21 protein-coding genes are annotated in these 24,395 nt (G+C 68.2%); 14 read left to right on the top strand and 7 right to left on the bottom strand.

All coding sequences use genetic code 11. The features are described from left to right. Positions 1 to 24: 24 nt before the first annotated feature. A complete protein-coding gene (locus tag Q0C57_RS01140) occupies positions 25 to 1,221 on the bottom strand; it encodes a glycosyltransferase (protein ID WP_296570854.1) in 1,197 nt (398 codons plus the stop codon). A 178-nt stretch (positions 1,222 to 1,399) separates the two neighbouring features. Here Q0C57_RS01140 and Q0C57_RS01135 point away from each other — a divergent pair, with 178 nt between their 5' ends. After that, positions 1,400 to 2,374: a threonine/serine dehydratase gene (locus tag Q0C57_RS01135; RefSeq protein WP_296570852.1), complete on the top strand. Its 975-nt coding sequence runs from the start codon at positions 1,400 to 1,402 to the stop codon at positions 2,372 to 2,374. 31 nt (positions 2,375 to 2,405) lie between these two features. Here Q0C57_RS01135 and Q0C57_RS01130 read toward each other — a convergent pair whose 3' ends face one another. Further along, the gene (locus tag Q0C57_RS01130; protein WP_296570851.1) at positions 2,406 to 3,401 is read right to left on the bottom strand and encodes a hypothetical protein; all 996 of its coding nucleotides are present in this window, start codon (positions 3,399 to 3,401) and stop codon (positions 2,406 to 2,408) included. A gap of 77 nt (positions 3,402 to 3,478) precedes the next feature. Between Q0C57_RS01130 and Q0C57_RS01125 the strand changes: the two genes are divergently transcribed. Then, the gene (locus Q0C57_RS01125) at positions 3,479 to 4,681 is read left to right on the top strand and encodes an MFS transporter (protein WP_296570849.1); all 1,203 of its coding nucleotides are present in this window, start codon (positions 3,479 to 3,481) and stop codon (positions 4,679 to 4,681) included. Here the strand turns inward: Q0C57_RS01125 and dgcA are convergent. Together dgcA and dgcN are read right to left on the bottom strand one after the other, a co-directional pair. After that, positions 4,651 to 5,634 (bottom strand): N-acetyl-D-Glu racemase DgcA, encoded by a 984-nt coding sequence (dgcA, locus tag Q0C57_RS01120; RefSeq protein ID WP_296570846.1) that lies wholly within the window; start codon positions 5,632 to 5,634, stop codon positions 4,651 to 4,653. The two genes, Q0C57_RS01125 and dgcA, sit on opposite strands and share 31 nt — an antisense overlap. Positions 5,635 to 5,648: 14 nt before the next feature. Next, positions 5,649 to 6,707 carry an N-acetyltransferase DgcN gene (dgcN, locus tag Q0C57_RS01115; protein ID WP_296570844.1) on the bottom strand — a complete coding sequence of 353 codons (1,059 nt, stop codon included), beginning with the start codon at positions 6,705 to 6,707 and terminating at the stop codon, positions 5,649 to 5,651. A gap of 144 nt (positions 6,708 to 6,851) precedes the next feature. On the opposite strand from dgcN, the gene Q0C57_RS01110 reads away from it, so the two are divergent. From Q0C57_RS01110 to Q0C57_RS01095, 4 genes are read left to right on the top strand one after another with little or no spacing between them, the layout of a single operon-like run. Then, complete coding sequence (locus tag Q0C57_RS01110; RefSeq protein ID WP_296570843.1) at positions 6,852 to 7,988, top strand: ABC transporter permease; 1,137 nt, start codon at positions 6,852 to 6,854, stop codon at positions 7,986 to 7,988. A 14-nt stretch (positions 7,989 to 8,002) separates the two neighbouring features. Next, complete coding sequence (locus tag Q0C57_RS01105; protein ID WP_296570841.1) at positions 8,003 to 8,782, top strand: ABC transporter ATP-binding protein; 780 nt, start codon at positions 8,003 to 8,005, stop codon at positions 8,780 to 8,782. A gap of 18 nt (positions 8,783 to 8,800) precedes the next feature. Then, positions 8,801 to 10,138, top strand: a complete 1,338-nt coding sequence (locus tag Q0C57_RS01100) for an MlaD family protein (protein ID WP_296570840.1) — start codon at positions 8,801 to 8,803, stop codon at positions 10,136 to 10,138. A gap of 21 nt (positions 10,139 to 10,159) precedes the next feature. Continuing rightward, complete coding sequence (locus Q0C57_RS01095; RefSeq protein WP_296570839.1) at positions 10,160 to 10,786, top strand: ABC-type transport auxiliary lipoprotein family protein; 627 nt, start codon at positions 10,160 to 10,162, stop codon at positions 10,784 to 10,786. Between the two features lie 101 nt (positions 10,787 to 10,887). On the opposite strand, the gene Q0C57_RS01090 is transcribed toward Q0C57_RS01095, so the two are convergent. Beyond that, complete coding sequence (locus tag Q0C57_RS01090) at positions 10,888 to 17,088, bottom strand: hypothetical protein (RefSeq protein ID WP_296570837.1); 6,201 nt, start codon at positions 17,086 to 17,088, stop codon at positions 10,888 to 10,890. Positions 17,089 to 17,282: 194 nt separating this feature from the next. Between Q0C57_RS01090 and Q0C57_RS01085 the strand changes: the two genes are divergently transcribed. After that, the gene (locus Q0C57_RS01085; protein WP_296570835.1) at positions 17,283 to 17,597 is read left to right on the top strand and encodes a hypothetical protein; all 315 of its coding nucleotides are present in this window, start codon (positions 17,283 to 17,285) and stop codon (positions 17,595 to 17,597) included. On the opposite strand, the gene Q0C57_RS01080 is transcribed toward Q0C57_RS01085, so the two are convergent. Continuing rightward, positions 17,586 to 18,092 carry a hypothetical protein gene (locus Q0C57_RS01080; RefSeq protein WP_296570834.1) on the bottom strand — a complete coding sequence of 169 codons (507 nt, stop codon included), beginning with the start codon at positions 18,090 to 18,092 and terminating at the stop codon, positions 17,586 to 17,588. The genes Q0C57_RS01085 and Q0C57_RS01080 overlap by 12 nt on opposite strands. Before the next feature lie 209 nt (positions 18,093 to 18,301). On the opposite strand from Q0C57_RS01080, the gene Q0C57_RS01075 reads away from it, so the two are divergent. From Q0C57_RS01075 to Q0C57_RS01045, 7 genes are all read left to right on the top strand, one after another. Then, a complete protein-coding gene (locus Q0C57_RS01075) occupies positions 18,302 to 18,670 on the top strand; it encodes an Hpt domain-containing protein (RefSeq protein ID WP_296570832.1) in 369 nt (122 codons plus the stop codon). A gap of 166 nt (positions 18,671 to 18,836) precedes the next feature. Next, entirely contained in the window at positions 18,837 to 19,157 is a 321-nt protein-coding gene (locus Q0C57_RS01070) for a 2Fe-2S iron-sulfur cluster-binding protein (RefSeq protein WP_296570829.1), read from the top strand. 136 nt (positions 19,158 to 19,293) lie between these two features. Beyond that, on the top strand, positions 19,294 to 20,178 hold the full coding sequence (locus tag Q0C57_RS01065) for a DMT family transporter (protein WP_296570827.1): 885 nt from the start codon (positions 19,294 to 19,296) through the stop codon (positions 20,176 to 20,178). Positions 20,179 to 20,238: 60 nt separating this feature from the next. Beyond that, a complete protein-coding gene (locus Q0C57_RS01060) occupies positions 20,239 to 20,763 on the top strand; it encodes a histidine phosphatase family protein (protein WP_296570825.1) in 525 nt (174 codons plus the stop codon). Beyond that, positions 20,764 to 22,200, top strand: a complete 1,437-nt coding sequence (locus Q0C57_RS01055) for a YcjX family protein (RefSeq protein WP_296570823.1) — start codon at positions 20,764 to 20,766, stop codon at positions 22,198 to 22,200. It abuts the gene before it with no gap. After that, the gene (locus tag Q0C57_RS01050) at positions 22,197 to 23,204 is read left to right on the top strand and encodes a YcjF family protein (protein ID WP_296570821.1); all 1,008 of its coding nucleotides are present in this window, start codon (positions 22,197 to 22,199) and stop codon (positions 23,202 to 23,204) included. The genes Q0C57_RS01055 and Q0C57_RS01050 overlap by 4 nt, the downstream gene beginning before the upstream one ends. A gap of 63 nt (positions 23,205 to 23,267) precedes the next feature. Next, positions 23,268 to 23,702, top strand: coding sequence for a universal stress protein (locus Q0C57_RS01045; protein WP_296570818.1), 435 nt, complete (start codon positions 23,268 to 23,270; stop codon positions 23,700 to 23,702). Here the strand turns inward: Q0C57_RS01045 and Q0C57_RS01040 are convergent. Then, positions 23,683 to 24,318, bottom strand: a complete 636-nt coding sequence (locus Q0C57_RS01040; RefSeq protein ID WP_296570817.1) for a hypothetical protein — start codon at positions 24,316 to 24,318, stop codon at positions 23,683 to 23,685. The genes Q0C57_RS01045 and Q0C57_RS01040 overlap by 20 nt on opposite strands. Positions 24,319 to 24,395 lie beyond the last annotated feature (77 nt).

Raw genomic sequence — 24,395 nt, 5'->3', positions numbered from 1 at the left:
GGGCGCCGGGAGCGGCGCCGAGGGTCAGCGTGCCAGCACGTCCGCGAGGATGGACGCGACGATGTCCTGGGTGGCGCGGGCGCGGCCGAGCGCCCTGGCCCGCTCTGCCATCACGGCGAGGCTGTCGCGATCGGCCGTGACCAACTGCGCCGCCCTCTCGGCCAGGGCTGCGACCCTGGGCTCGAAGAGACCCGCGCCAGCCTCGACGACATGGTCGACATTGGCGCCCTCCTGGCCGGGAATGAACCCGTAGAGGATCATCGGCAGGCCGCGGATGCTCGCCTCCGCGATGGTGCCCGGGCCGGCCTTGGTGACGAGGAGGTCGGAGGCCTCCATCAGGTCGCTCATGCGGTCGACATAGCCGAGAGCCGTCACCGGTACCGGCCAGTTCGCCGCCGCGAGCCGCGCCTGCAGCGCGCCGTTGCTGGCGCAGACGACCGCGATCTGCGCGGCCGGCCCACCGGGGGCAGCGGCGGACAGCGCGTCCGCTGTCGCCGCGACGATCGCCTCCATCGGACCGATGCCGCCGCCGCCACCCATGACGAGAATGACCGGCAGGCCTGGGTCGAGGCCGAAGGCCCGGCGACTGTCGCCGCGTTCGGCTGCCGCCCTGGCGAAATCCGCGCGGATCGGCAGGCCGTGGGCGTGCAGGCGCGCACGCGGGAGGCCGCGCGCCACGGCCAGTTCCACCGCCCGCTCCGTGGGCAGGTAGACCGCGGCGTTGCGCGGATGCAGCCACAGGGGATGGATGCCGCCGAGATCGGTGACCACCGTGACGAAGGGGATGCGCGGGGCCACCCGCTCGAGCACCGGGAGCACCAGGTGGTTCACCAGCGGGTGGACGGAGATCACCAGGTCCGGTGCGCTGGTCCGCAGCAGCGCCTCGATCCGGGTGCGCGACAGCCGTCGTACCACCGCCGCCGAGGAGCGCCCGACCGGCGCGAGCGCCGTCAGCCGCCACATGGCGTGCCACAGGCGGGGCGTGTGGTTGACCACCGAATCATAGGTTGCCGGCATTCGCGAGAAGGGAAAGGCGACATGGTCGGTGAGAAGATCGACGATAGTGATCCGGGCATCGGGTCGCTGGACATGGAACTCGGCCTCCAGCGCCCGCGCACTGGCGATATGGCCGCCGCCGGTCCGGCTCATCAGGATGAGCACGCGCAGCGGGCGGGCGGCATGGCCCTCGGCGGGGATCTGTCGTGCAGGGGCGTCGGTCACGCGAAACTCTCCGTTTGCGTGTCTAGCGGCACTTCCGCACGATGGCGAGGCCGCCGGAGGGGATGGATCGCCGCACACCTCCCATGACCCTCCAGGATCAAACCTCCGACAAAGCCTGGCTTGCCGCGGGACCGCAGCCTCACGCATAAGGCTTTGCCTGGAGTTCGAGGAAACCGTCATGCCCGTGCTGCCCACCGCCGCCGACGTCGCCGATGCCGCCCGCCTGATCGCCGGCGTCGTGCGCCGCACCCCGCTCGTCACCTCCCACGAACTTGACGCCATCACCGGCGGGCGCGTCTTCCTCAAGGTCGAATCGCTGCAGCGGACCGGCTCGTTCAAGTTCCGCGGCGCCTATAACCGCCTCGCCCGGATTCCCGCGGACCGCAAGGCCATCGGCGTCGTCGCCATGTCCTCCGGCAACCACGCCCAGGGCGTCGCCACGGCCGCCCAGTTGCTCGGCATCCGCGCGACGATCCTGATGCCGAAGGATTCACCGGTCCTGAAGCGCGAGCGCACCGCCGCGGCGGGTGCCGAGGTTGTGCTCTTCGACCGCGAGAAGGACGACCGCGAAGCCATGGCGCGCGACATTGCCGCCTCCCGCGGCGCCATCGTCGTGCCGCCCTATGACGATTTCCACATCATGGCGGGGCAAGGCACGGTCGGATGCGAGATCATGGAGGATCTCAGTGCCGCCAGGCTCGCCCCCGATACGGTGCTCGTCTGCTGCTCCGGCGGCGGTCTTCTCGCCGGCATCGCGCTGGTGGTGAGCGAGACGGCGCCGGCCGCCAAGATCTATTCGGTCGAGCCCGAGGGCTTCGACGACCACGCGCGTTCCTTCGCTGGCGGCGAGCGTGTGGCGAATGTCAGGCGCACCGGTTCGCTCTGCGACGGACTGCTGGCCGCCACGCCCGGTGAACTCACCTTTGCCGTCAACCAGCCACGTGTGGCCGGTGGCCTCGTCGTCTCAGAGGACGAGGTGCGGCGGGCGGTCGCCTTCGCCTTCCGCGAGCTGAAGCTCGTCATCGAGCCCTCGGGTGCCGTGCCGCTGGCCGCCCTGCTGGCCGGTCGGATCGACGTCAAGGGTCAGGTGGTCGCCGCCATCGTGTCCGGTGGCAATATCGACCCGGCGCTCTTCGCCAAACTCATCGCCTGAGCTGGTGGATGGGGGCGGCGCTCCGGCCGCCTCAGCTTGTCAGCGCCACCTTCTCGATGAAGCTCAGCTTCTCGATATCCTCGATGCGCGGCAGGTCCGGTGCAAGCGGGGCTTCCGGTTCGCGCGGCGCCCGCGGGGTCTCGGCCAGCGGCATGTCCGAGGTGGACAGAGCCGCCGCAGCGGTCGCCCGGGCGGTCGGCGGGACCTCGTCGGCGGAACTGCGGGCCGTGGCAGGCTGGGGGACCGGCGCGGGCTGGGCCAGCGCGGGAGCGGCGGCCTGCGGCGCCGCATCGGCGAAGAGGCCGTCATCGAGCATCATATCGACATCGGACTGGATCAGGCCCTCGCCGGGCTTGGCCGGCCCGTTGAGCAGGGAAGCCTCCTCCGACACCGGCCGCAGTGGCGTGCCGGCCGACGCGCGACCCTCGCCCCAGATCGCCATCATCGAATCGATGCGGTCCTCAAGAAACCGCAGGACGCCGATCACCTTGCGGGTGCGCTGGCCCGTAATGTCCTGGAACGAGCAGGCGGTGTAGATATCGGTGGTCTTTGTATCGATGAGGTCGCAGACCTCGCCCTCGGCGCCCATCTCACGCAGCGTCCAGGCGATCTCCTGGATCGTCTCGGCGGCGCTGAGGATATCGCCGGTCGCCGTGGCGGTGGCCTGGACGATAGCGTCGAGCTCGACCGACGCATCCTCGAAATGGCCGGTTCCCGAATCGACCCCCTCGGGCTTGATCGCCGCGATCTCGGCCTTGGTGCGGGCGATGGCATGGGCCATCTCGCGGATGTCCATGCGTACCCGGTCGATGTCGGGCGCGGCCCGCGGAACGGCGACCGCGCTTTCCAGCTTGCCGATGGCGTCGAGCACCGCGACCGTGTCGGCATGGCGGTTGCGCCTGGCATATTCGGCGAGGAACCAGCGCCCGCGCGCCGTCTCCATGACGGCCTGTTCGATGGCCCCGTAATCAGCCTCGGCGAGGGACACGGGCGCCAGCCGTGACGGGGGCGTGATGTCGTCGGTCATCCGTCAGTCCGCTCTCGCAGGATGCAACGTCCCGGTCTAGAACAGGGACATGCACACGATTCTCTGATGAAATCTTAATGGTCCGTGACCTGTCCGCCAAATCGGATGATTCAAAGCGTTTCGCGTCTCGACTGGCGTTTTTTTATGCCGCCCTCTTCATCGGTTTCGGCCTCCACCAGCCCTTCTTCCCGCTCTGGCTGAAGACCAAGGGCCTCGCCGATGCGCAGATCGGCATGGTTCTGGCCGGCGGCCAGCTCATTCGCCTCATCGCGACACCGGTGGTGACCTATCTCGCCGACAAGGCCGGGGTGCTGTCCTACGCCATCGTCATCTGCTGCTGTGCCACCGCCGTAGCGTTCATCGGCGTCGGCCTCGCCGACAGCTTCACGATGATCCTCATTGGCGTCATCATTTCCGGTCTCGTCTGGAGCCCGCTGGTGCCGCTGGTCGACGCCTATGGCCTGGCTGGTGTCGCCAAGCGCACCCTCGATTATGGCCGGATACGCGTCTGGGGCTCCATCGCCTTCATGGTCACCAACATCCTCGGCGGCCTGCTTCTCACACTGATCGCGCCCGACTGGATCGTCTGGATGATCTGGGCCAGCCTGATCCCGCTGGTGATCGCTTCGCTCATGCTGGTCCACGACCGCCGCGACCGTTCGGTGGCGCCGTCCGGACCGGGCTTCTTCAACCGGCGCTTCGTCCTCATCATGATCGCCGCGGCGCTGCTGCAGGCGAGCCACGCGGTCTATTACGGCTTCGCTTCGATCCACTGGAAGTCGCTCGGCTATTCCGGCTTCACGGTCGGTGTGCTTTGGGCGGTCGCGGTGCTCGCGGAAATCGTCATGTTCTGGGTGGCGACCCGCTTCACCCGCGACTGGCGGCCGACGACCTTCCTGCTGATCGGCGGCGCCGGCGGCCTGCTGCGCTGGGCGCTGATGGCGCTCGACCCTCCGCTCTGGATCAACGGGCCGCTGCAGGTTCTGCACGCCGCGGGCTTCGGCCTCGTCCATCTGGGCACGATGTCCTATCTCGCCGCGCGCCTTCCGGCCCATCAGCGCGCAAGCGGACAGGGTACCGTCTCAGTCGCCATCGGCGGCGCCATGGCTCTGGCGACGCTGATTGCCGGCTATCTCTACGCTCGGGTTGGCGCCTCCGCCTATCTGGCCATGGGCGGCCTCTGCGTCGCCGGCCTCCTCGTCACCGCCATCGCCAGGACCATGCCCGTGCCGCGCCCCACAGCCCCGGCTCAGCCCCAGAGCGAGGGCGTCGGCGGATAGACGGTGGCGCCCTCGTACCGCAGGCCCTCCGGCCTGTCCTCGCGCAGCAGGAGCGGCCCGTCGAGATCGACCAGGAACGACCGCTGGGCGATGAGGGTGGCCGGCGCCATGGACAGCGACGTGCCGAGCATGCACCCCGTCATGATTTTGAGGCCGAGCTTCTCCGCCTCGGCGACGAGCAGGAAGGCCTCGGTGAGGCCGCCGGTCTTGTCGAGCTTGACGTTGATAGCGTCATATTTGCCGGCGAGCTTGGCCAGCGAAGGACGGTCGTGGACGCTCTCGTCGGCACAGATCGGGATGGGACGGCGCACATGCCGCAGCGCCTCGTCGTCGGAGGCGGGCAGGGGCTGCTCCACCAGCGCGATGCGGAAGCGCTCGCAGACCGCAAGGTTCGCCGCGAGGTTGGCGGGGGTCCAGCCCTCGTTGGCGTCGATGACGAGCGTTGCCTCGGGCACGGCGGCGCGGATGGCGGCGAGGCGGTCGGCGTCGCCTTCGCCGCCAAGCTTGATCTTGAGATGCGGGCGGCCGCAGCGGGCCGCCTGCTCGGCCATCTCCTCGGGCGAGGACAGCGAGATCGTATAGACCGTCGTCAGCGGCTTCGGCGCCGGCAGACCCGCGAGGTCCCAGGCGCGCTTGCCGGCGAGTTTGGCTTCCAGGTCCCACAGCGCGCAGTCCACGGCGTTGCGCGCCGCGCCCGGCTTCATGGCGGTGAGGAGGCCCTGGCGGTCGAGGCCATCGTCGAGCGCGTCGACCATCGCCTCGATATCGGCGGCGACCCCGTCGACTGATTCGCCGTAGCGCGGATAGGGCACGCATTCAGCACGGCCGATAGCGGCTCCCTCGCGGATCTCGCAGACGACCACCACCGCCTCGGTGCGCGAGCCGCGCGAGATGGTGAAGGTGCCGGCGATCGGCCAGCGTTCGGTGCGGACTGTCAGTTCACGGGAGGCCATGGTTCGGGACGCCCTCAGTTCGCCCGGCGGGCGGAGGTCTTGGCCTTTTTCGGCTTCGGCTCAGGTTCGCCATAGAGCTCGGCGAGGGCGTCCACCAGCGGCTCGACGCCGAAACGCACCGGGTCCGTCGCCGGCAGTTCATATTCGCGGGACAGCCGGTCCAGATAGGTGAAGGCCTGGTCCTCCGAGAGGTGCTCGGTGTTGATCGACAGGCCGGTGCAGATGATCGCCGGATTGGTCAGGCGGCCGAGATTGACCGTCTGCTCGATCACCTCATCGATGGAGGGCAGCGGCGTCTGCACGCCGCGCATGGTGCGCCGCGTCGGCTCGTGGCAGACGATGAAGGCGTCGGGCTGGGCGCCGTGCAGCAGTCCGAGCGTCACCCCGGCGAAGGAGGGGTGGAACAGCGAGCCCTGACCCTCGACCACATCCCAGTGCAGCGGATCGGCGGCCGGGGTCAGCCACTCGGCGGCACCCGCGATGAAATCCGCCACCACCGCGTCCACGGCGACACCGCGGCCGGAGATGAAGATGCCGGTCTGGCCCGTGGCGCGGAAATCGGCGTCGAAGCCGCGTTCGCGCATGCCCTTCTCCATGGCCAGCGCCGTGTATTTCTTGCCGACGGAACAGTCGGTGCCGACCGTCAGCAGCCGCTTGCCCGCGCGCAGGCCGCCCTTGCCGGTGGCGAAGGTCTGCTTGGGGTGGCGCACGTCGTGCAACTGCCGGCCGTGTTTCTTGGCGGCGGCGGCGATCTTCGGAACGTCCGAGAGCTTGGCATGCAGGCCGGTGGCGATGTCCATGCCCGCCTCGATCGCCTCGACGATGCTGGCAATCCAGTGCTCGGGGAGCACGCCGCCGGCATTGACCACACCGACCACCAAGGTCTTGGCGCCGGCCTTGGCGCCCTGGCTGATCGACATGTCCTTCAGGCCCGTATCCGCCTTGCAGCCGTCCAGTCGCACCTGGCCGACGCACCAGTCGCGGCGCCAGTCGACGATTCCCTGCGCGGTCTTGGCAGCGAGCTGGTCGTGGACGTCCCCGAGGAAGAGGAGATAGGGCTTGGCGAGTTCCATGAGGCGGCCTGCAGCGGAGAATGAAAGGGACGGCGACCTCGACGGCGCCGGGCGGGTCCTTTATGGAGGGACCGAGGGCGCGTGCCAAGTTGGACCGGCGCATGCGACTTATCGAAAATCGCGGCCGTGAGCAGGAAGAGCCTCGTGCCTGAAGCCCAACTGGCGAGCAAAGTGGACGGCAGCCGCCTGACGGTCGCCCTCGGCGGGGCCTGGACCGCCGAAACCGCCGGCGACATGGAGCCCCGTGTCGCCAGCCTCATTGCCCAAGGCGGATCGCCGCAGAGCGTGCTGCTCGACTTCACCGCCGTCCAGCGCCTCGACACGCTCGGCGGCACATTGGTGCGCGGGATCGAGATGGCCTTCGGCGCGCGCGGAATCCCGGTGCAGCGGGCAGGGCTGTCGCAGGCCGCCGCTGCCATCTATGCCGAGATCGCCGACGGCCTCGCCGAGCCGGCGCCGCCACCGGCCAAGCCCAAGCCCGTCATCGTCCAGGGTCTCGACAAGATCGGCGAGCAGATGGTCGAGGCCGGCCGCGACCTCGTGGCACTGGTCTCGTTCTTCGGCGAGGTCGTCGCCGCCATCGGATCCATCTTCACCGGTGTCGGCCGTTTCCGCCTCGCCGCCGTCGTCAACCAACTCGACCATGTGGCGTTCCGGGCCGTGCCCATCATGGCGCTCATCACCTTCCTCATCGGCGGGATCATCGCCCAGCAGGGCATCTTCTTCTTCCGCGATTTCGGCGCCGACACCTACGTCGTCGACCTCGTCTCGATCCTCACCCTGCGCGAGATCGGCGTGCTGATCGTCTCGATCATGGTGGCGGGGCGCACCGGCTCGGCCTTCACCGCCGAGATCGGCTCGATGAAGATGCGCGAGGAAATCGACGCGCTGAGGGTTATGGGCCTCAACCCCGTCGAGGTGCTCGTCCTGCCGCGCCTGATGGCCCTGGTGATCGGCCTGCCGATCCTCACCTTCATTGGCAATATCTCCGCCATCACCGGCGGCGCCATGGTGGCGCAGTTCTACGGCCAGATCCCGATCGACATCTTCTTCACACGCATGCAGGAAGAGGTATCGCAGCGCCACATCTGGGTGGGCCTCATCAAGGCGCCGTTCATGGCGCTGATCATCGGCCTGGTCGCCTGTATCGAGGGCATGCGGGTCAAGGGCTCGGCGGAGAGCCTCGGCCAGCAGACCACCGCCTCCGTGGTGAAGGCGATCTTCCTGGTCATCGTCCTGGACGGTCTCTTCGCCATTTTCTTCGCCAGTCTCGGCTACTGACGAAAGGGGCTGACGTGGCAGATTATACGAGCGGCGACATCATCATCTCGGTGCGCGATGTCGCCATCGGCTTCGGCGAGCGTCTGGTCATCGATGGTCTCGATCTCGACGTCCATGCCGGCGAAGTGCTGGGCGTCGTCGGCGGCTCGGGCACCGGCAAGTCGGTCCTGACCCGCTGCATCATCGGCCTCGTGCCGAAGCGCCGCGGCAAGATCACCGTCTTCGACCAGGACCTCGACACGCTCTCCCGCGCCGAGCACAAGGCGATCGAACGGCGCTGGGGCGTCCTGTTCCAGCACGGTGCGCTGTTCTCCTCGCTGACCGTGAAGCAGAACATCCAGGTGCCGCTGCGCGAATATCTCAAGCTGTCCGAGCCGCTGATGGACGAGATCGCGCGGCTGAAAATCGCCATGGTCGGGCTCAGGCCCGATGCCGCCGACAAATTTCCCTCCGAACTCTCGGGCGGCATGATCAAGCGTGCCGCGCTGGCCCGGGCCCTCGCTCTCGATCCGGAGATCGTCTTCCTCGACGAGCCGACCTCCGGCCTCGACCCGATCGGCGCCGAGGAATTCGACACGCTCATCAGGACGTTACGCGACACTCTGGGCCTGACGGTGTATATGGTCACCCACGATCTCGATAGCCTGGCGCGAATCTGCGATCGCATCGCGGCGCTCGCCGAAGGCAAGGTCATCGCCACGGGGACGATGGAGGATATGCTCCGCCATCCACATCCCTGGCTGAAGAAGTATTTCGGCGGCGAACGCGCCCGTGCCGCCCGGGTCAAGGCGTGAAGGAATGAGCCCAGGCGCATGGAAACCAAGGCCAACACGACGTTGATCGGCCTGTTCACGCTGGGCATTCTGGCGGCGTTCGGCCTGTTCATCTGGTGGTTCCTGCGTGTCGGCGACAGCAGCAACCGCGAGGATTTCCGTGTCGTCTTCACCGGGCCTGTCGGCGGCCTGCGCACCGGTTCGGCGGTCTTTTTCAACGGCATCCGCAGGGGCGAGGTCCGGCGCATCGACATCGACCGTGACGATCCGCGCAAGGTCGTCGCCGTCGTCGCCCTCCAGCCGGGGACGCCGGTCTCCTCGGCCACCCGTGCCAGACTGAATGTCCAGCTTCTGTCGGGCATCGCCTCGGTCGGCCTCTCCAATGGGCCTGAAACGCCCCAGCCACTGTCGCGCTCTGCCGGCGCGCCGCCGCCGCAGATCGGCCCCGACGTGCCCGGCGGCTCCGACATCATGTCCAGCGCCCAGCAGACGATGAACACGCTGAACGGGCTGGTGGAGCGTCTCGACGGCGTCATCGCCGGCGGCCAGGGCTCGTTCCAGCGCAGCCTCGAGAATGTCGAGAGATTCACCGCGGCGCTCGGCGACAATACTGACAATGTCCGCAATTTCCTCAGCCAGACCGGCGAGGCGGCCCGGCAGATCGCGGCCCTCGCCCAGCGACTCGACCGGGTCACGACGCAGATCGAAGGCATGATGGAGGGCGCGCAGCCCGGTCGCATCACCTCGATCCTGCGCAATGTCGACGAGCTGACCGCCGGCCTCAATGCCCAGAGCCAGAGTTTCGCCGACCTCCTGCGCGATGCACGCCAGGCCGCCGGCTCGCTCACCCAGACGCTCGGCACCGTCAACGAGGTCGCCGCCACTTTCGACGTGCGCGCCCTCAACCGCACCCTCGCCGGGGCCGACCGGGTCATCCAGTCCCTGGATAGCGAGCGCATTGGCCGGGCCATGGCCAATATCGATCGCTTCACCCAGGCACTCGGCGACAATTCCGCCAATGTCGACCTCCTGCTGAAAAATGCCGGCGAGGTCTCCGGCAAGCTCAACGCCATGGCCGACCGGATCGACGGGCTGCTGAAGAGCTTCGCCGGTGATGGAACCAACAATATGTTTGCCGAGTTCACTGCGACGGCGCGGTCGGTGCGCACACTCGCCGAACGGCTCGACTCCCGCACGGCCCAGCTGACGACCTCGATCTCCGGCTTCACGGATCGCACGATCCGCGATATTCAGTCGCTGTCGACCGATGGTCGGCGGACGCTGACGGAGCTCGAACGGACATTGCGCTCGCTGGAGCGCAACCCGCAGAGGTTCATCTTCGGCGGATCGGGCGTGCCCGAATACAATCGCCGCTAGGGCGAAACTGAAGGTTCGGGCGTGCAGCACAACGGCGACGGAACGGGATCGAGGCGGGCAGGGCGGTCGACGGGGCTTGCGGCCACGCTGGTGCTCGCGCTGGCCCTCGGCGGCTGTGCATCGTCCTCCAGCGTTCCCCGCAGCTTCGACATTTCGGCCCCCTCCACCTTCCCGACGCGGGCCGGTGCCGTCCGCGGCCAGTTGCTTGTCGTCGAGCCCAAGGCCATTGCCAGCCTCGATACCGAGCGCATCGCGGTGCGCGGTCCCGGCGGTGCCTATTCCTATCTGACCGACGGCAATTGGGCCGATCGTCTGCCCAAGCTGCTGCAGGCGCGGCTCATCCAGTCCTTCGAGAACGCCAACCGGTTGCGATCCGTCGGCCGTCCCGGCGATCGACTGGCCTCCGACTGGCAATTGCTGGCGGACGTCCGTGCCTTCGAGGTCGTGGTCACCGGCTCCACCGAAGTGGTGGTCGAGATGTCCGTGAAGCTCGTCAACGACCGCTCGGGACGTATCCTTTCCGGCCGCGTCTTCTCGGCCCGTGCACCCGCCGCCGGAACCGACGCGATCAACGTCTCAGCTGCCTTCAACGGTGCCGTGCAGAGCCTGATGCGCGAGATCGTGCTCTGGTCGACAGGCCAGGTCTGACGATCGCGCGACCGGCTGTTGCTCGCGCCCCGGTATCTGCCTCTCGCCGAAGAAAAAGGGCGCCGCGCGGCGCCCTTTTTGATGAGTCTTTTGGGCCCGCCTCAGTCGAAGCGGCCGCTAGCATGAGCGAGGAGCGTGAAGACCTTGCCGGTTTCCGAGGTCAGGTAGGACTTGGCGAGCGACCCGTCGCGGTCGTTGCGGTCGACATCGGCCAGGAGCCGCTGGAACTCGTCGACATAGCGGTCCACCGTCTCGCGGAATTCGGTGTCGCGGCGATAGCGGCGACGCAGTTCGTCGAAGGTCTGCTGGCCCTGGGTCGTATAGAGCCGGCGCGAGAAGACGTTCCTCTCGCCGCGGCGCCAGCGATCCCACAGGTCGGCGACGGCCTCGTGTTCCACCATCCGCGCGATGTCGGATGACAGCGCGTCGAGGTTGTCGAGCGCGGTCGGGGCAGGGGTCCGGCGCTGCGCCGGGCGCATCGGCTGTCCGGCCTGGTCTTCGGTTGATGCCCGTGCCAGGAGGTCCGACAGCCAGCCGCCGGAACGGTCGGCAGCCTTCGGCACCTCGGCGCGGGTCGTTGCTTCCGTGCGGGCCGGAGCCTCGGTGCGGACCGCGGCCTCGCGTCGCGGCTCGGGCGTCCGCGGCTCGGCGATCCGGGCCTTGGGGACCTCGCGGACCGGCTCGGCGCGCTGTTCTGTGCGCGGCAGGTCGGCGATACCACCGCGCAGCGGCAGCGGGGCATCCTCGCGGGCCGCGCGACGGGAGGCTGCCGGCGAGGGCTCGGTGACATCGAAGGCCCGGCCCGACTTGGCGACGATGTCGTTCAGTTCGGCGAGAGCCTTGATCTGGTCGGCCACCACGCGCCGCATCGCCGCGGCGTTTTCCTGCGTCTCTTTCGGGATCTCGATCATGCCGCGCGACAGCTGGTCCCGCGTCTCCGCGAGCTCCCGCTGGATCTCGCTGCTCATCGCCTTCATCCCCGAAGTCAGGGTCTCGAAACGCTCGGCGGCCTCGCGGAACAGCGCGTGCATCTCGTGTGTCGCCTGCTCATAGGCCGAGCGCATGGCATGGGTGGTGCGCTCGCGCTCCTTGCCCGTGGCGAGGCGCAGCGTTTCCGCCTGCTCGCCGATCGCCTGCGTCGTCTGGTTGGTCGATTCGACCAGGACGCGACCGATCTCGCGGGCGCGATTCTCGGCGAGGCCAAGATTGTCGTCGAGGAGGCCGGTGAAGCTCTTCACCAGGTTGTCCATGTCCTCGGTCTTGGAGGCGAGGTGGTGGACCAGCGCCTCGATGACCTCGCGACGGGCATCGAAGGAGGCGTCGAGACGCTGCTGCATCTCCTCCACCTGTTCCGCCGCCGCCCCGAGGAGGCGTGCCTGGTTGTCAAAGCGCTCGGTCAGCGAGGAAACGTCACGCAGGACGGTGCCGGCGACATTGGTCAGCTGGCCGATCTGGCCGTTGAGCATCCGGGTCGAGGTTTCCGCCGCGGTCGAGGCGGTCTCCGCCGAGGACGCGAACTGACCGATTCTCTCACCCAGCTGGTCGTTGATCGCCGCCAGCGACTGCTCCGTCTGGGCTGCGACCTCGCGGATCGACCCGTTGGTCTCGCCGAGGCGGGCGAGGACCGACGCGATCTCGCCGCGCAGTTGCTCGTTGGTGGCGGTCAGAGCGAGCACCGATTCACGGGTGTCCGTCTCGATCCGGTTGCGCAGCAGTTCCGAGCTTTCCGACAGGATGCGGGCAGCCTGCTCGCTGGAGTCGGAAATGCCGCGGGTGACGTCGATGCCGGTCTGCGACAGGACGCGGGTGATTTCCGCACCCTTCTGGCCGATGACCTCGGTGATCGCGCCCCCGCGGTTCTCCAGCGCACGGACCACGATGTCGCCGACGCGGCTGACCTCGTTGGTGATCTGCAGGCCATTGTCGCCAAGGCGGGTGATGAGGTTGCTGCCGCGATCGTCGAGCAGCGAGGCGAGTTCGGCCGAGCGGGCGCCGAGGACGGCGTTGATCTCGTTGACGCGGGTCGACAGGCCCTGCGTGATGTCGTTGGAGATCGTGGACAGGGTGCGTTCCACGTCGTCCGCATTGGCGCGCAGCGTCAGTGTGACCGCTTCGACCTTGTCGGTGAGCGTCTCAGCGATATGCGAGCCGCGGGCATCGAGGGTCTGCGAGACCGATTCCAGCCGGCCGACGACAACCTCCTCGAAGCGGGCCACGCGGGTGTCGAGGGTCTCGGCCACTTCCAGCGCGCGACCGCCGAGCGTGCGGTTGATCTCGTCAGCCTTGTCCGAAAGCGTTGCGGTGATGAGGTCCGACTTGGCGGTGAGCGTATAGGTCACCTCGTCCGACTTCTCGCTGAGCAGACGGGTGATCTCGTCGGATTTCGACGTCAGCGTATAGGTGACCTCGATCGACTTGTCCGACAGCAGGCGGGTGATCTCATCGGACTTGGCCGCCAGCGAATAGGCGACCTCCTCCGACTTGTCCGTGAGGAGGCGCGTAATCTCGCCGGACTTCGAGGCGAGCGTGTACGTCACGTCGGCCGACTTGTCGGACAGGATTCGCGTGATGTCCTCGGAGCGGGCCGCGAGGGTCTGCGCGATGTCCTCGGAGGTCGTTGCGAGGTTGCGCGCCATTTCCTCGGACCGCGAGGTCAGGTTGAAGACAATCTGGTCAGACTTGTCGTTGAGCAGGCGGGCCAGCTCGTCCGACTTTGAGGTGAGGTTCGAGGCGATCTCGTCCGACTTGGAAGTCAGATTGGACGCGATCTCGACCGAGCGCGTCGCGAGATTGTTGGCAATCTCGTCGGACTTCGAGGTCAGCGTATGGGTGATCTCGTCCGACTTCGATGTCAGGTTGAACGTGATCTCTGCCGACTTGTTCTCCAGCGCTTCGGTCACCGCCTTGCCACCCTCGCCGAGGACCTTGGCGAGTTCGAGGGTGCGACTGGCCAGCGTCTCGTTGAAGGCCTGGGCGCGGGTGTCGAGGGCCTGGTCGATGCGGGCGAGGCGTCCGTCGAGGGCATCGGTGATCTGGCCTGACTGCTGGGCCACCCGCTCGGCGAATTCCCGCGCATCGCTGGCGATCCGGTCGGCGAGGGCGATGCCCTTGCCGGAGATCGTCTCGTCGAGGACGGAGATGTGGCCGGTCAGCTTGTGATCGAGGAGGGCCGTATGGTTGGCCACCTGTTCGGTCAGGAGCGAGGCATGGGCGCCGACGCGGCTCTCGAAATCGCCGGTGAGGCGGTTCACCGCATCCTCGAGATTGACGGCGTGGCGGCCGACCGAATCCTCCAGCGTCGTCGCATAATGGGCGACGCGGCCCTCGAAGGAGGCGGTGTGGCGCAGCATGGCTTCGTCAAGCCCGGTGACATGCTGCGACACGCGGCCCTCGAACTGCGCCGTGTGGCGTCCCATTGTCTCGTCGAGCGCGCTCGCATAATGGCCGACGCGGCCCTCGAAATGCGACGTGTGGCGCCCCATCGTCTCGTCGAGCGTGCTCGTATAGTGGCCGATGCGGCCCTCGAAATGCGAGGTGTGGCGGACAATGACGTCCTCCAGGTTCACCGCATGCTGGCTGATCCGGGTGTCGAAGCCCGACGTGTAGCGGATGAAGGCATCCTCGAGTTGGGCGGCCTGTTCGCCCATCCGTGTCTCGAAGCCGTTGGTGTAGCGGGAATAGGCGTCTTCCATGCTGGCGGCATGGGAGGCGATCCGTGTCTCAAAGCCGCTGGTGTAGCGGCCAAAAGCGTCCTCTAGGCCTGTGGCATGGGCGGCGACGCTGGTCTCGAAGCCACTGGTGTAGCGGCCGATTGCATCCTCAAGATGCGCCGCATGGGACGCGACGCGGGACTCGAAGCCGGACGTGTGCCGGTTGATTGCGTCATCGAGTGCCACGACATTCTGGGCGATGCGGGTGACGACGGCTTCACCATGGGCGGTGGCGGTCTCGGTGATCTGGCCAGCGACGCGCTGCAGCTGGATGGTGACCTCGTCGCCGCGGGCGGCCAGGGCATTGGTGACCTGGGCCCCGATGTCGCCGATGCGCTGCGTCAGGTCCGTGCCCTGGCTGGCGAAGGTCGACAGCACGTCGGTACCGGCCAGCTCGATCTCCTCGCGCAGGCTGGCGGTGCGTTCGGAGATGGCGGTGGTGACGGTCTCGCTGGCCCGCCGAAGGGCAAGCTGCACGTCCTGGGCCTTCTCGGTCAGGCTCTCGACGACCTGGATGCCCACGTCGCCGATGGCGTTCTTGGCTTCCGCGGTCCGCTGGGTGATGGCCTCGGCGATCAGTTGGCCGGTCACCGCCAGGCGCTTGTCGAGCTCGTCGCCATGGGTGGTGACGGTCTGGTGCAGCTTGTCGCCAGTCTCGGCGATGCGGTCGGCGAGGGCGCCGCCGCGTACGGTGATGGTCTCGGCGACATAGCTGCCGGTGGAGTCGAGCTTGTTGACGACCTCCGAGCCGCGCTCGGTGAGTTCGCCGACCAGGCGCTCGCCGGTGTCGCGCAGGCGCGTGGTGACCTCGTTGCCGCGCAGTGACAGTTCGGAAACGAAGGCCTCGCCCGTCTCGCGCAGGGTCGTGGTCACCTCGCCGCCGCGGGTCGCCAGCTCGTAGACCAGGGTCTCGGCGGTCGACTTCAGCACGGAATTGACCTCACCGCCGCGGCTGGAGAGTTCGTAGACGAGGCTCTCGCCGGTATCCTTCAGGCGGCTCGTGACCTCGTTGCCGCGCAGCGACAGTTCGGAGACGAAGGCCTCGCCGGTCTCGCGCAGCGTGGTGGTGACCTCGCCGCCGCGGGTCGACAGCTCGATGATGAGGTTGTCGCCGGTGTCGCGCAGGGTCGAGGCGACATAGTCGCCGCGGGTCGAGAGCTCGGTGATAATGCTTTCGCCGGTCTCCTTGAGGGTCGCCGTGACGAAGCCGCCGCGGTCCGACATCTCGGTGATCAGCGCCTCGCCGGTCTCGCGCAGGGTCGATGACACCTCGCCGCTGCGGGAGGCGAGTTCGGAGATGAGCGTCTCGCCGGTCGAGCGCAGGGTCTGGGACACCTCGCCGGTGCGGGCGGTGAGCTCGGCCACCAGGCTTTCGCCGGTTTCCTTGAGGCGGGCCGATACGTCGTCCGAGCGCGAGGCTATGGCCTGCGTGATCTCGGCGCTGGTCAGGGCGAGATGGTGGGTCATCGCCGTGCCCGTCTCGGACAGCTTCGCCGCCATGCTGGTACCGGTCTCGGCCATGGTGACGGTGACGATATTGCCGGTATCGGTCAGAACGGAGGTGACGCGGTCGCCGGTCGTCGACAGGGCGCGGGTGACCTCGTCGCTGGTCGAGGCGAGGCGATCGACAATGTCGGAGCCGCGCAGCTGGATCTGGTCGATCATCGTGTCGCCGGCCCGGCCGAGCGCCATGGTGATCGCCTCGGCCTTCTCGCCGAGCGAGGAGGTGACGCGCATGCCGGATTCGTCGATGCGACGGGCAAGCTGGTCGCCGGCATCGGCGATCTGGCTGGCGACCTGCTCGTGGACGCCGGTCATCGAGGCGCGCACGCGCTCCGCATTGGAGACGATCGACTCGCGCTGGGTGACCAGTTCCTCGATCAGCGCGCGGACGCGCAGCTCGTTGTCGCTGTAGGCGCGCTCGAGGGAGGCCACCTCGTTGTGGACGAGGGTCTCGAGCTCGCCGGCCCGTGCCAGCGCCCGCTCGACGCCGTCGCCCATGGCGGCAACCTCGCGGCGGATGGCCTGGCCGACCGAGACCACGGCCTCGCGGGCGACCGTCTCGGGCTCGGCGAGCCGCAGCGCGACCTCGCTCATGCCCTGGGCGACGATGCGCATTTCCTGCGAGCGGCGGATCAGCGCACCCATGACGAAGAAGAACATGACCGGCAGCAGCAGCACCGCCGCCAGCGTCAGCGTCTGCGGCGCATAGGGGTCGGGCAGGGTTGTGCCGTAGAGCCGAGAGGCGATGGCAAGGCCCGCACCGAGCCAGCCGAGGGACAGCAGGGCAGCGGTCCACAGCGGCGCTGCCGAGGGGCGCCGCGACAGGCGCTCGAGCATCTGGGCGAGATCGCGGCGGTCGTCATTGGCCGGCGGCTGCGACGGCGAGACCACCTGGTCGGAGCGGCGCGTATCGGCGAAGAGATCCTCGTCGACCCGCATGGAATCGCTCGACTGGCGCGATCCGGCTTCGCGCCCGGCGGTCCGCGCCGTCGCCTTGGTCTGGTCGTCGCTGGCCAGGTTCAATGCGTCCTGGATGGCCGCAAGCGCCGCTTCGGCCGGATCCTGCGCCTTCTTGGGAGTGTTCGCCATGGTGTCGCCCGCATCCTTTGACTGCCGACCTGCCCTGTATCCACCCGGATCGACGCGCCCCAAGTGCCTCTTGGACGCAAAGACAACGGATGGCAGACAACAGTCCGCCGCAGCATGTAATCTACCGGGGGGTCCTAAGGATTGAAACCTGTCGGAGCCGCAGTTTCGGATTCATCGTTAACGGATGGGTAACCATGACCGATGATGGGCACCTTGCAAGAGCGCGGAAGGGACAGGGTGCCCTCGCGTCTTCCTCGCCGAAACCCACTCCCGTGCAGCGCCGCTGGCTGCTGCGCGGCGCCGCCCAGCCCGGTGGAAAACTTCCTCTCTTCGATGCCGAGGGGCGGGAGGTTCCGCGCGCGACGATCCGGGCCTGCCTCGCCGCCGGCTGGGTCGAGCCCTGGTTCGCCAATCCGGTGAAGCCCGACTGGCTCGTCTGCAAACTGACCGCCGAGGGGCGGCGGGTGATCGCGCCGGGCGCCGACGACGCGCCCCCCTCAGCCTCCTGAGGGCGGGGCCGCATCCCCGCCGGTCGTCCGGTCGATGTGCAGATCCATGCCGCGCGCCATGTCGGAGGCGATCATCGCCGCCGTCAGGGGATCGGTGTGGACATGGACCGCCTCGACGAAGCCCTGCGTCGAATAGGCGAAGGCTGCGGCCTCGCGGCTGATGTCTGGCGACAATAGGGCGCGCGCCAGGCTCTGCGACACGTCGCGGGTGCCGCGCATCGCCGGATCCACCGGCAGCCGCACGGCCTGCAGCGCCTCGGCGAAGCGGTCGATGCGCGCGCGGCGCCCCCAGCGCCACAGAAGCGCGTTGGATGCCGCGGTGATGAACCAGAGCACGGCCCGAGCGACATAGATCGCCATCATCAGCGCCGCCACCGTCGTGAGGATGCGGTCCTTGCCGATGACCAGCCCCACCGCTGTGCACAGCGCCAGTTCGACAGCCAGCCGGATGAGCGTGGTGCGCAGGGCGATCCCACGCGATCGTTCGAAAACCATGCGATAGCTCTCCCATGCGATGCGGTCGGGCAACGATTTACCACCGATCAACCTCAATGCCAGGTCGGGGGCAGGGTCAGCCGCGTTTTAACTCCGTTTTCGCCGCTCCGCCGCCATCGTGAACCTGCAGGGAAGAGGGGAGGACAACCTCCCCCGAAGACAAACACGCCCCGGGACGGGCGATCGGTCAAGCAGGGGACACCAAGACAATGGCGCGTATCATGTCGGACGAATATCTGGGCAGCAGCCTGCCCGTCGATCTCACCCATCTGTCGCGACAGACCTTCGGCGATCACGATCTGGAGCGCGAGGTGCTGGTACTCTTTGAGCGCCAGTCGCGAACCATGCTGGAGCGGCTGCGCAATGCCACCAACGCCAAGACCTGGGCGGAAGCGGCCCATACCCTGAAGGGCTCGGCACTGGGTATCGGCGCCTTCGGGGTGGCCCAGGCGGCCGAGGCGGTCGAATGCGACCAGGTCGATCATCTCTCATCGCGGGCCTGGGACGACCTCGCGCGTCTGGAAAATGCGGTGAACGAGGCCAACGGCTTCATCGCGACGCTGCTGCGCGCCGCCTGAGCGGGCCGCGGTCTGGCGGGAAGCGATCATGCCCGCCGGCCTCTGGCGAACGGGCACGCCTTTCGCTATGTGATTTCCCATGGGAACCGCCGCGCGGTGAAGCGGCGGTTTCTTCGTGTCGGGCCCTGCGGGCGCCCGCTGAGGTCACGCGAAGGGCAGGGAGCCGATGCCGCAGATCATCTTCATCGACCACGCGGGCGAGAAGCGTCCGGTTGAAGCCGCCAGCGGCGCCACCGTCATGGAAGCCGCTATCAAGAACGGCATTCCCGGCATTGTCGCCGAATGCGGCGGCGCCTGCGCCTGCGCCACCTGTCACGTCTATGTCGACGACGCCTGGAAGGCCGCGACCGGCGAACCCTCCCACATGGAAGAGGACATGCTCGATTTCGCCTTCGACGTGAAGCCGACCTCTCGTCTGTCCTGTCAGATCAAGGTCACCGAGGCCATGAACGGGCTGGTCATCCATACCCCTGAGCGCCAGGGCTGACCCGGCCAGGTCGGCACCACCCCCAAAGCCTCATCCCGCAGGGACAACAGCCCTGCAGGGGCCCCATGTGTCGATCCGGCTTGGCAAGGCGCCCTGATCCGGCTTCATGGCAGGCCGACGCGCGGAGACAAGCGCCATGCCTGCTCAGCCGGCCGAGCGCCCCCTCGCCGCCATCGCCGCCCAGTTCGTCTGCTTCATGCTGATATCGGCGGCCGACACGATCCTGAAGATCATCGTGTCCGAACTGCCAAGCTGGCAGATCATGGCCATTCGCAGCGCCTTCGGTCTCGCCATCCTGACCCCGATCATCCTCGTGCAGATGATGCGGGGGCGCGGCACCATCGTCACCCGGCGCCCCGGCGCGCATCTGTTCAGGGCGAGCCTTTCGGCGGTGTCGGTCTTCGCCTATTTCGAGGCCCTGCGCGAACTCGATCTCCCCGTCGCCACCGCCATCCTCTTCATCACGCCCTTCTTCGTCGTGGCGCTTTCGGGCCTCGTGCTGCGTGAACCGGTCGGCCTCAACCGCTGGATCGCCGTCGCCATCGGCTTCCTCGGGGCGCTGGTGATCATCCGTCCCGGTCCTGGCGGTGTGTCCATCGCCGCCCTGCTCGCCGTACTCTCCGCTGCCACCTGGGGCGCCGCCATGGTCGCCATCCGGGCTCTCGGCAAGACCGAGGGCACGCTGGCCGTCCTGTTCTACTTCAACCTCTTCATCTGTCTGATCGCACTGGTCTTCGCGCTTCCCGGCTGGCAGCCCGTCCCGCTCTGGCTGCTCGGCGTGATCGGGCTTAACGCCGTCATTCAACTCGTCGCCCAGTCCTTCATGCTCATGGCCTTCCGCTTCGCCTCGGCCTCGGTTTCGGCGCCAGTGCAATACACCCAGCTCCTCTGGTCGGTCGCTGCCGGCTGGTTCATCTTCTCGGTCATGCCGGGCCCCCACGTCTTCCTCGGTGCCGCCATCATCGTCTTCAGCGGCCTCTATCTCATCTGGTCGGAACGCCGGCCGCGGTCCGCCGGGTGAAGGCGAGCCCTTGCCCCTGCACCGGCGAGGGGGCACATGGGAGGCGTTGAGGGGGATGCGATGCGCCGGCTGATCCTGTTCAGGCACACCAAGTCGGACTGGCCGGACGGCATGCGCGATTTCGAACGCCCGCTCGCGGCACGCGGTCGTCGTGCCGCCCCGCTGATGGGGCAGCTGCTGGTCGATCGCGGGCTCGTCCCGGCTCAGGTGATCGTTTCGCCCGCCGCCCGCACTGTAGAGACCTGGGCGCTGGCGAGGGCTGGCTTCCTCCAGCTTCCCCCAGGCGCGCAGGACAGACGGATCTACGAAGCGCCAGCCTACCAACTCGCCAACGTCATCCGCGAGACGCCGGACGAGGTCGGTACCCTCCTGCTCGTCGGTCATAATCCCGGCATCGAGACCCTGTGCGGCGACCTCGTCGCCGACGGCCCCGCCGACCAGCGACGCCGCCTGTCGCGCAAATTCCCGACCGGAGGCCTCGCGGTGATCGACTGTGCCATCGACGACTGGCGCGATCTCGGCCCCCGCTGCGGCACGCTTGTGTCCTTCACGGTGCCCCGCGACCTCGACAGCGAGGCCGAATAGATGGTCTGGACAGGCTGGATCAACGAGACGCGGCTCGCGGCGCGCTCCATCGCGGCCTATGCGACCGACTGGGTCAATCCGACCCTGCGCCTCGGCGTCACCGGCCTGTCGCGCTCCGGCAAGACGGTGTTCATCACCGCCCTCGTCCACGGCCTGCTGACAGCCGCGCGCTGGCCGGTCTTCGAGGCACAGGCGCAGGGGCGGATCGCCCGCGTCCGTCTCGAACCGCAGCCCGATGACGGCGTCCCGCGCTTTCCCTATGAGGACCATCTGGCGACCCTGACCGGTCCGCGGGAGTGGCCCGAGGGAACAAAGCGCATTAGCGAAATCAGGTTAGCGATTGATTTCGCGTCAAATTCCGGTTTCATGCGTGGCACCGAGAAGACGCTCACCCTCGACATTGTCGACTATCCCGGCGAATGGCTGCTCGACCTGCCGCTGCTCGCCCAGTCCTATGCGGAATGGTCGCGGCGCAGCGTCGAGGCGGCGCGGCGGCCGCCGCGCGCGGCCCTGGCGCAGGAATGGCTCGCCGCGACTGCGGAGACCGATCCCTTCGGCAAGGCCGACGAGACCGAGGCCCGGCGCCTCGCCGACCGGTTCACGCGCTACCTGAAATCCTGCCGGGACGAACGGGTGTCCCTGTCCACCCTGCCGCCGGGGCGTTTCCTGCTGCCGGGAGAGATGGAGGGCTCGCCGGCTCTGACCTTCGCCCCTCTCGACCTCGCTGGCCGCGAGCCGGCCGGCGACAGCCTGGCCGCTCTCATGGACAAGCGCTTCGAGAGCTACAAGCGGCTGGTGGTGATGCCCTTCTATGCCAATCATTTCGCCACCCTCGACCGCCAGGTGGTGCTGGTCGATGCACTCGCGGCGCTGAATGCCGGTCCGGCGGCGCTGTCCGACCTCGATCTGGCGCTCGCCGACGTACTGACGGCCTTCCGTCCCGGCGCCAATTCGATCCTGTCCTCGCTGCTGGCGCGCCGGATCGACCGCATCCTTTTCGCCGCCACCAAGGCTGACCACCTGCACCAGACGAGCCATGACCGTCTCGAGGGGCTGCTCAGGCGCCTGACCGACCGGGCCATCCGCCGCGCCGAATTCGCCGGCGCGCGCGTCGAGCCGATCGCGCTCGCCTCGCTGCGCGCGACACGCGAGACGACGGTCACCCAGCGTGGCCGGAGCCTCGCCTGCATCGTCGGAACGCCGATGCCGAGCGAACAGGCGGGTGGCGAGACCTTCGACGGCCTGCGTGAGGTCGCGGTCTTTCCCGGCGAGTTGCCAGTCGATCCGGCGGGGCTCTTCGCCGGCCCCGAGGCCTTCCGTGGCGAGGATTACCGCTTCGTGCGCTTCCTGCCGCCGAAGGCCGATCCCGCCCAGGCCCTGCCGCATATCCGCCTCGACCGGGCGGTCGAGTTTCTCATCGGAGACCGCCTGGCATGAGCAAGGCCCCGACCTCCAAGCCGCAGGTCTTCCGGCTCGATTCCGACGCGGTGGAGATCGCGCCGCCGAGCGATGCGCCGGTCGAGGACCGCCGAACCGAGGCGGTGATCGCCGCAGAAGCCGCGCCGCCGCCCGCCCGGGCGAGCCTGTGGACGCGGCTGTTCTGGGCCGGTCTCGGTGGCCTCCTGTCGCTCGCCTTCGGCATCGCGGTCTCCTCCCTCATCGATGACCTCTTCACCCGCGCCGCCTGGCTCGGCTGGGCCGGGATCGCCGCGCTGGCGTTGTTCCTCACGGGCGGACTCGCCCTGCTGTTGCGCGAGATCGTCGCCCTGCGCAGCCTTGCCCGGCTCGACAGCCTGCGCGAAAGTGCGGCGCAGGCGCTGCGCGACAAGGACGACCGCGCCGCCGCCCGCGTCGCCGCGGATCTCCTCGCCGCCATGTCCGGCAATGCCCGCACGGCACGCGGCCGGACTGCCGTTCAGGCGGCTTTCGCGGAGGGCATCGTCGATGGCGCCCAGCGCCTGCGCATCGTCGAGCGCGAGCTTCTTGAGCCGCTCGACCGCGAGGCGACGCGGCTTGTTGCCGAGGCAGCCCGCAGGGTTTCCGTTGTCACCGCGGTCAGTCCGCGGGCGGCGGTCGATCTCGCCATGGTCTTCGCTACGGCGGTGCGGCTGATCCGGCGGATCGCCGAGGTCTATGGTGGCCGGCCCGGCACGTTCGGCATGGTCAAGCTGGTCCGCCAGGTCCTGGCCCACATGGCTGTCACAGGTGGCATGGCAGCCGGCGACACGGTCCTGGACCAGATCGTCGGCCATGGCCTCGCGGCGAAGCTTTCGGCCAAGCTGGGGGAGGGGGTGCTGAACGGGCTTCTGACCGCACGCCTCGGCATCACTGCCATCGCGGTATCGCGGCCGCTGCCCTATATCGCCGCACCGCGCCCGGACGTGCGCGACCTCGTCGGCGACGCCCTTACCCTGCGCGGTGCGGCGCAGGACCCGGCTTGACCGGCATCAAGGAGCGCGAAGGTCTTTACGGGCAATGTCACGGGGCAGCACGGGAGAACCGCCATGTTCCGATCCATTCTCTGCCCCATCGACCCCACCGAGCCTGGCCTCGAACAGAAGGCCCTCGCAGTCGCGAAGCTGCTGGCTGAGGCCGGCGAAGCCGCGATCACCCTGCTGGCCGTGGTCCCCGATATGCCGGCCATGGCGGCGGAATACCTGCCCGCCGACTTCCACAAGACGCAGATGGCCGAGACCCGCGCCACCCTGGACAGCATCGCCGCCAAGTCCGGCCTGCCACAGGAGCGCGTCAAGACGCGGGTCCGCATCGGCCGGCCCTATCACGAGATCCTGGAAGAGGCGCAGGCCTGCCATGCCGATCTCATCGTCATGGCGTCGCACAAGCCACGTCTGGCGACCTACTTGCTCGGCTCCAACGCCGCCCATGTGGTCCGCCATGCGACCTGCTCGGTCATGGCCCTCAGGCCCGAGGCGGACTGACCTCGGGCAGCAGGATGGCCGGAGGGTCCAGCGGGTCGAAACTGGCGGGCCGGTTCTTGGTCAGCCACAGTGACATCTGCCAGATCGTGTAGCCGCCGATGAAGACGACGAGGCCCATCAGCCCCCAGTTGACGGCGCTGATGGCCTGGACCGCCAGATAGGCGAGCGACAGGGCGAGACCGCCGGTCATCGCCACAATGACCGCGTAGCGCCAGGCCGGCTCGCCGGCGATGAAACGGGCGTTCGGCGAGGTCTGGCCGATCCTGGCACAGAGCGCCCGCACGAAGGCGGCGAAGGCCGCGTCATGGGCCTCGATCTCGACCATGCCGCGCCAGGAAATGTTGGAGAACCAGATCTTCTTGCCCATGCGCTGGCGGACCTCGACCCGGTAGCGCCGGGTGTAGAGATTGGCAGGGCGGAAGACGAGGCGCACGCTCTCGATCTGGTGCAGCGGCAGCCGGCCGATCAGGCGCCCGTCCGACCAGGCGAGATCCCGGTCCTCAATGGTGACCTGGATCTCGGGAGCGATCAGCTTCGGGCGATGGCGGAAGGTCGGCCGCCCCTCGTGGTCGCGCCACAGGGCCGGGTCGTCGGGCAGAGCGTGAGAACGTGTCATGCGGCGTCTCTACACGGGGCCGGGACGCCGCGGAAGACGGCCGGCGCCATCGGCGTAACCTTACCGCGAGGTCGCAT

It is taken from the genome of Phreatobacter sp. (genome assembly GCF_022843985.1).
Taxonomy (GTDB): domain Bacteria; phylum Pseudomonadota; class Alphaproteobacteria; order Rhizobiales; family Phreatobacteraceae; genus Phreatobacter.
This window is presented reverse-complemented; position numbering and strand designations above follow the sequence as displayed.

Excerpts from the sequence above, each read along its gene's own strand:
- Q0C57_RS01135 (WP_296570852.1), top strand. The coding sequence starts at position 1,400 with ATGCCCGTGCTGCCCACCGCCGCCGACGTCGCCGATGCCGCCCGCCTG.
- Q0C57_RS01130 (WP_296570851.1), bottom strand. The coding sequence starts at position 3,401 with ATGACCGACGACATCACGCCCCCGTCACGGCTGGCGCCCGTGTCCCTC.
- Q0C57_RS01125 (WP_296570849.1), top strand. The coding sequence starts at position 3,479 with ATGGTCCGTGACCTGTCCGCCAAATCGGATGATTCAAAGCGTTTCGCG.
- dgcA (WP_296570846.1), bottom strand. The coding sequence starts at position 5,634 with ATGGCCTCCCGTGAACTGACAGTCCGCACCGAACGCTGGCCGATCGCC.
- dgcN (WP_296570844.1), bottom strand. The coding sequence starts at position 6,707 with ATGGAACTCGCCAAGCCCTATCTCCTCTTCCTCGGGGACGTCCACGAC.
- Q0C57_RS01100 (WP_296570840.1), top strand. The coding sequence starts at position 8,801 with ATGGAAACCAAGGCCAACACGACGTTGATCGGCCTGTTCACGCTGGGC.
- Q0C57_RS01090 (WP_296570837.1), bottom strand. The coding sequence starts at position 17,088 with ATGGCGAACACTCCCAAGAAGGCGCAGGATCCGGCCGAAGCGGCGCTT.
- Q0C57_RS01085 (WP_296570835.1), top strand. The coding sequence starts at position 17,283 with ATGACCGATGATGGGCACCTTGCAAGAGCGCGGAAGGGACAGGGTGCC.
- Q0C57_RS01080 (WP_296570834.1), bottom strand. The coding sequence starts at position 18,092 with ATGGTTTTCGAACGATCGCGTGGGATCGCCCTGCGCACCACGCTCATC.
- Q0C57_RS01075 (WP_296570832.1), top strand. The coding sequence starts at position 18,302 with ATGGCGCGTATCATGTCGGACGAATATCTGGGCAGCAGCCTGCCCGTC.
- Q0C57_RS01070 (WP_296570829.1), top strand. The coding sequence starts at position 18,837 with ATGCCGCAGATCATCTTCATCGACCACGCGGGCGAGAAGCGTCCGGTT.
- Q0C57_RS01065 (WP_296570827.1), top strand. The coding sequence starts at position 19,294 with ATGCCTGCTCAGCCGGCCGAGCGCCCCCTCGCCGCCATCGCCGCCCAG.
- Q0C57_RS01060 (WP_296570825.1), top strand. The coding sequence starts at position 20,239 with ATGCGCCGGCTGATCCTGTTCAGGCACACCAAGTCGGACTGGCCGGAC.
- Q0C57_RS01055 (WP_296570823.1), top strand. The coding sequence starts at position 20,764 with ATGGTCTGGACAGGCTGGATCAACGAGACGCGGCTCGCGGCGCGCTCC.
- Q0C57_RS01050 (WP_296570821.1), top strand. The coding sequence starts at position 22,197 with ATGAGCAAGGCCCCGACCTCCAAGCCGCAGGTCTTCCGGCTCGATTCC.
- Q0C57_RS01045 (WP_296570818.1), top strand. The coding sequence starts at position 23,268 with ATGTTCCGATCCATTCTCTGCCCCATCGACCCCACCGAGCCTGGCCTC.
- Q0C57_RS01040 (WP_296570817.1), bottom strand. The coding sequence starts at position 24,318 with ATGACACGTTCTCACGCTCTGCCCGACGACCCGGCCCTGTGGCGCGAC.